This window comes from Chitinophaga sp. (genome assembly GCF_036569125.1).
GTDB lineage: Bacteria > Bacteroidota > Bacteroidia > Chitinophagales > Chitinophagaceae > Chitinophaga.
This window is the reverse complement of the sequence record NZ_DATCRF010000234.1, coordinates 1-6648: the sequence shown is the minus strand read 5'-3', so window position 1 is coordinate 6648 and position 6648 is coordinate 1. Positions and strand designations below refer to the sequence as shown.

Sequence of the window (6648 nt, the reverse complement as noted above, 5' to 3'; positions counted from 1 at the left end):
CTGGTGGCCCCGGGTTATGAGATGGCAGAAGTAGCAGCCTCCCATATCACCGGTGAAGCTAAAGCCTTCACCGGCTTCGATATGAGCACCAAGTTAAAGCTCATCGGCGTGGATGTGGCCAGCTTCGGAGATCCTTTCTCCGACCCTGAAAACTGCCACAGCATTGTATTCGAAGACAAATTCAAAGGCACCTATAAAAGGATCAATATTACTACAGACGGCCAGTTCCTGCTGGGGGGCATCTTAATTGGCGATGCCACAGCTTACAACATGCTGCTGCAAACCACTAAAAATAAACTGGCGCTGCCCGCCAACCCGGAAGACCTGCTCCTGGGCAACAGAAGCGGCAGCGCTGATACGGGCGCCGGCGTTACCGCCCTTCCTGATGAAGCAATGATCTGCAGCTGCGAAAGCGTAAGCAAAGGCGCTATCTGCCAGGCAGTAACCGACGGATTTGAAACGCTGGATGACGTAAAGAAATGTACCAAAGCCGGTACCTGCTGCGGTGGTTGTACCCCTATGGTGAAGGACCTGATCACTGCCACCATGAAGGCACAGGGCAAGTATATCCGCAACGTGGTATGCGAGCATTTCCCCTACTCCCGCCAGGAAATGCTGGACCTTATTAAGGTAAAGTCGCTCCGCTCCTTTGATGAAGTCCTGGATCATTACGGGGAAGGCGAAGGCTGCGAAGTGTGTAAACCAGTAGTGGCTTCCATCCTGGCCAGTTTATGGAACGATATGATCCTGGATAAAGGCAATGATACCGCACAGGATTCCAACGACCGCTACCTCGCCAATATCCAGAAAGGCGGTACTTATTCCGTGGTTCCGCGGATCCCCGGCGGGGAAATTACGCCGGAGAAACTGGTAGTGATCGGCCAGATCGGTACTAAATATAACCTCTATACGAAAATTACCGGCGGACAGCGTATCGACCTGTTTGGCGCACACCTCAGCGACCTGCCCAATATATGGGAAGAGCTGATTGCAGCGGGTTTTGAAAGCGGCCATGCTTACGGTAAAGCGCTCCGCACTGTGAAAAGTTGCGTAGGCTCCACCTGGTGCCGCTTCGGGCTGCACGACAGCGTGAGCTTTGCTATACAGATAGAAGAACGCTACCGGGGGCTACGGGCGCCGCATAAAATTAAATCGGCCGTATCCGGCTGTATCCGCGAATGCGCAGAGGCGCAGTCCAAAGACTTTGGCATCATCGCTACCGAGAAAGGCTGGAACCTTTACGTATGCGGTAACGGCGGCTCCAAACCCCAACATGCACAATTACTGGCTTCCGACATCGACAGCGAAACCTGCATCAAATATATAGACCGCTTCCTGATGTTCTATATCAAAACAGCCGATCCGCTGACACGTACCGCTACATGGCTCAACAAACTGGATGGTGGTATGGACTACTTACGCAATGTAGTGGTGAATGACAGTCTTGGTATAGCCGCCCAGCTCGAAACAGAAATGCAGTTCCTGGTCGACAACTACAAATGCGAATGGCGCGAAGTAGTAGAAAACCCTGAGCTGCGCAAGCGTTTCTCCCACTTTGTAAATGCCCCGGCCGACAAAGACCCGACCGTAAAATTTGAATCGATGCGCGCCCAGAAAAGGGCCGCTGAATGGAAATAAATTCTTTACACAAAATACACTGCTATGTCTACTACTCACACAACTACCATCAGCTGGTTCCTTGCCTGCAAAACATCAGATGTACCTACCAATGGCGGCGTTTGCGTAAAGTATAAAGAGGAGCAGATAGCCCTGTTCTTTTTTGCCCGCAGAAATGAATGGTATGCCACCCAGAACCTTTGCCCGCACCGCCAGCAAATGGCGCTCAGCCGTGGCATGACCGGCACCGTAAAAGATGAGCCTAAAGTAGCCTGTCCTTTCCATAAAAAAACATTCTCACTGAAAGACGGCCGTTGCCTGTCAGACGAGCATGAATGTTCCCTCACCACCTACCCTGTAAAAATCGTGGACGACATGGTATATATAGGCGTAGCGGCTGAGATGGAGATGGCAGGCGTATAATATAACAAAACGAAACCCGGCAGCTGGCAGGCTAACCGGGTTTCTGACCTGAGATGATTGGCTCATTCAAAATCAACCAAAGTTACATGAAAAAATGGTTTCCAGGCAAGGTATCATTGATACTACCCGGGCTGTTGTTATCACAGTACGGTTATGCCCAGCTCACACTCGGCGCACAACTCAGAACCCGCACCGAGCTACGTAACGGACAAGGGGCCCCCCAACCAGAGGGTGCAGCGCCCGCCTTCTTCACTTCCCAGCGCACCCGCCTGATGGCCGGATTCAGCGCCTACCGCATTAAACTGGGACTAACAGTACAGGATGTACGCGTTTGGGGACAGGACGGCTCCACCATTAACCGCACCACTACCCCGGATAACAACGGGTTTATGCTGCATGAAGCATGGGCGGAAATATTACTGACAGATACAGTGGTAAAAAACAAAAATCTTTCGCTGAAAATTGGCCGGCAGGAGCTGGTGTACGACGACAGCCGACTGTTAGGGAACCTCGATTGGCTGCAACAGGGCCGCCGGCATGATGCAGCGGTATTAAAGTATGAAAGCAATGCCTGGACTTTCCATATTGGCGCTGCATTCAACCAGAATAAAGAAAATGCCAGCGGCAGCATTTACAATGCCACACCACCCGGCAACTATACCGCCAATACCAACGGCGGGAATATGTACAAAAGCCTGGAGTATGCATATGTATCCAGGAAACTGAATAAAGGGAATTTATCTTTTCTTTTCCTGGCCGACCAGTTTTCAAAATACCATATCGACAGCGTGGAACATGTAGCGGTGAAAACCTATGAAGGCGCCGTGAATACACGCATGACCACGGGATTATTTTATACACAGGCATTCAACAGGTTCACCTATACAGCTGCCGCATATCACCAGTTTGGTACTAACGGGAACGGACAAACGGTGAGCGGCAGTTTACTCTCCGGCTCCTTCTTTTACAGTGTGAATAAAGTATTCAGCGCAGGTGCAGGCGCAGATTATACCAGCCCTGATTTTGACCCGTTGTACGGCACACCGCATAAGTTCTGGGGTAATATGGATTATTTCTACGTAGCCAGCGGCTTTGGCAATAAAGGACTACAGGATTATTACGTAAAAACAAAACTGAAACCGGGCGCCCGGTGGGCATTAACCGGGGATGTACACGAATTCTTCAGTGCAGCAGATGTAACCGGCATGAATAAACAGTTTGGAACAGAAGCAGATGTAACAGCCAATTACACGCTTACAAAGATGATAGGACTGGAAGCAGGCTACAGCCACTTCTGGAGTACTGCCACGCTGTCTTCCCCTGCTGTTAAAAATGTAAAAAACGCTTCGCCCAACAGCAACTGGGCCTACATCTCGGTTAACATCCGGCCTGAATTACTGATTAAATAACCTGTAAAACATTACACATGGCTGCTCCTTTAGAAAAATTAAAAATATTCAGTATTGATACCATACAGATGCGCACGTTTCATATTACGTGGCTGATGTTCTTTGTCTGCTTCTTCGGCTGGTTCGGCTTAGCGCCGCTGATGCCTACCATCCGTGCGGATCTTGGTTTAACCAAATCGCAGGTAGGCAACATTATTATTGCGTCCGTATCCGGCACCATCATAGCGCGGCTGGTCATTGGCCGGCTCTGTGATACCTGGGGCCCCCGCAAAACCGCTATCCGGCTGCTGTTACTGGGCTCCCTGCCAGTATTCCTGGTGGGATTATCAAAAGATTATACCTCCTTCCTGCTGTTCCGTTTAGCCATCAGCGTTATTGGAGGTTCTTTCGTTATTACGCAGTTTCACACCTCCCTTATGTTTGCCCCTGCCATCAAAGGCACCGCCAATGCCATCACCGGTGGCTGGGGCAACCTGGGCGGAGGCGTTACCAACATGGTGATGCCGGTGATATTTGCAGTGATCGTTGGTTTCGGATACACCAAACAGGAAGCATGGCGGTATGCCATGATACTGCCGGGACTAATGATGCTCGGTGTGGCTTACCTGTACTTCCGTTACACAAAAGATACGCCTAACGGGAATTTTGATGAGATTGGTTATAATAAGAAAGATAGTAAAACGGATTGGTCGGTGTTGGGCGACTGGCGCATATGGGCGCTTACGCTGGCATATGGTATGTGCTTCGGGATGGAGATCACTTTCGACAATGTAGCTTCTTTACATTTTGTAGATACATTTCAACTTTCGCAGGGCAGCGCAGGATTCTGGGCCGGCATCTTTGGTTTTATGAACCTGTTTGCAAGGGCATTGGGCGGGATTATTTCAGACAAGGCAGGCGCCTGGTTCGGCATGAGAGGGAAAGGATGGCTATTGGCCCTGATGCTGCTGGCGGAAGGTATTGGTTTGTTACTATTTGCACAGGCAGGATCACTGGTAGTAGCCATCGTTGCCATGCTGAGCTTTGCCCTCTTCCTGAAAATGGCCAATGGCGCTACTTACGGCATTGTGCCTTTTATTAATGAAAAAAACACAGGGCTGGTAAGCGGTATTGTTGGCGCAGGCGGCAACCTGGGCGGCATGATGTTCGGCTTCCTGTTTAAATCTGACAGCATCAGCTACGTACAGGCGTTCACGTATATCGGTTATGTAGTGATTGCGATCTCCTGTATCGTAATGCTGACACGCTTTACCCGGCAGCCTGCTGCTGAGGACGCACCGGTAACAACGCCGGTTGCAGTATCATAAATCATTGTAAAACCTAAAGCATGCAAGCATCATTCAAATCCACCTGTTGTTACTGTGGCGTAGGCTGTGGAATAGTGGTACATAAAGACCGCCAGGGCAAGCTGCATGTAGAAGGTGACAAAACGCACCCGGTTAATAAAGGCATGCTTTGTTCCAAGGGAATGAACCTGCATTATACGGTAATGGATACTTCAGACAGGTTGTTGTATCCTGAAATGCGGTATCATCGCAATCTTCCACGGCAAAGGGTTACGTGGGACCAGGCGTTGGAACGCACCGCCGCGGTGTTTGCAGCAATTATCAAAAAACATGGTCCGGATGCAGTAGCCTTCTACGCATCCGGGCAATGCCTTACAGAAGAATATTATGTAGTCAACAAACTGATCAAGGGATTTATTGGCAGCAATAATATAGATACCAATTCCAGGCTGTGCATGAGCAGCGCCGTGGTGGCCTATAAAATGGCTTTGGGCGAAGATGCAGTGCCTGGCACTTACGATGATATAGAACAGGCCGATTGCATTTTTGTAGCAGGCGCCAATCCTGCCTGGTGCCATCCCATTTTGTGGCGGAGGGTGGAAGCCGCCAGGGCGGCCAATCCCGCTATGAAGATCATTGTGAGCGATCCGCGCGTTACGCAGAGCTGTGCACTGGCCGACCTGCACCTGCAGGTAAACCCGGGCACCGATATTGTGCTGCATCATGCCATAGGCCGGGCGCTTATTACCGGCGGGTATACCGATAGCTCTTTTGTAAAAGAACATACCAATGGCTTCGACCGGTATAAGGATACCGTGATGGAACGCACCATAGAAGAGGCAGCGGCCATTTGCGGTGTAGCTGCAGAAGATATTCACAAGGCAGCAGATTATATTGGCAATGCCACCGGCTTTATGACCTTCTGGACAATGGGATTGAATCAAAGCTCAGTAGGCGTACATAAAAATCTCAGTCTTATTAACCTGCACCTCATCACCGGGCAGATCGGCAAACCAGGCAGCGGGCCGTTCTCTTTAACGGGCCAGCCTAACGCCATGGGTGGCCGCGAAGTAGGCGGCCTATCCAACCTTCTGCCTGCGCACCGCGTGCTGAACAACCCTGCACACCGCAAGGAGGTACAGGCTTTCTGGGGAGGTACTGAACTTTCAGATAAGCCCGGTCTTACCGCTACCGAAATGTTCACCGCACTGAACGACGGACGGCTGAAAGCCATCTGGATCATGTGCACCAATCCGCTCGTAAGCCTGCCGGATGCGCGCTTCGCCGAAGCTGCGCTGCAAAAGGCCAAATACGTAGTAGTGCAGGAAATATCAAGTAAACCGGAAACGCTGCGCTATGCGGATGTGGTGCTGCCCGCTGCGGCATGGACGGAGAAAGAAGGCACTATGACCAATGCCGAACGCCGTATCAGCTATCTTTCCAAAGTAAATGATGCGCCTGGTGAAGCACTGCCCGATGCGGAGATCATCTGCCGGTTTGCACAAAAAATGGGATATCACGGATTCGACTATACGAATGTATCCGAAATATATGATGAACATTGTCGCCTTACCGCAGGTACCAATATTGATGTAAGTGAACTGAACTACGATATTATCAAGGCACAGCGTAGCGTACAATGGCCCTACCAATCCGGCAACGGCACACCGCGGCTGTTCTGCGACCACCAGTTTTACACGCCCGATAAGAGGGCGGTGATCCATAGTTTTGACGATGAAAACAGATCGGAGCCGCTCAGCAGCGAACTGCCGTTAATTCTTACCACCGGCCGCATCCGGGACCAGTGGCATACCATGAGCAAAACCGGTAAGGTTAGTAAGCTGAAGCAACACATCTCCGCCTCCTTCCTGGAAATACACCCGGAAGATGCGCGGCAACGCGGTATTTCCGCT

Annotated in this window: 5 protein-coding genes; all 5 read left to right on the top strand. The window is 50.7% G+C overall.

Annotated features, from left to right (window positions below):
- On the top strand, positions 1-1638 hold a 1638-nt coding region (nirB, locus tag VIM87_RS08300), incomplete at its 5' end, for a nitrite reductase large subunit NirB (protein WP_331996530.1).
- Positions 1639-1662: 24 nt separating this feature from the next.
- A complete protein-coding gene (gene nirD, locus VIM87_RS08295) occupies positions 1663-2040 on the top strand; it encodes a nitrite reductase small subunit NirD (protein ID WP_325638008.1) in 378 nt (125 codons plus the stop codon).
- 86 nt (positions 2041-2126) lie between these two features.
- Positions 2127-3449, top strand: coding sequence for an alginate export family protein (locus VIM87_RS08290; protein ID WP_331996529.1), 1323 nt, complete (start codon positions 2127-2129; stop codon positions 3447-3449).
- Between the two features lie 17 nt (positions 3450-3466).
- Positions 3467-4756, top strand: a complete 1290-nt coding sequence (locus VIM87_RS08285) for an MFS transporter (RefSeq protein WP_331996528.1) — start codon at positions 3467-3469, stop codon at positions 4754-4756.
- 20 nt (positions 4757-4776) lie between these two features.
- Positions 4777-6648 (top strand): molybdopterin oxidoreductase family protein (locus VIM87_RS08280; RefSeq protein WP_331996527.1); only part of this gene is annotated, 1872 nt, incomplete at its 3' end.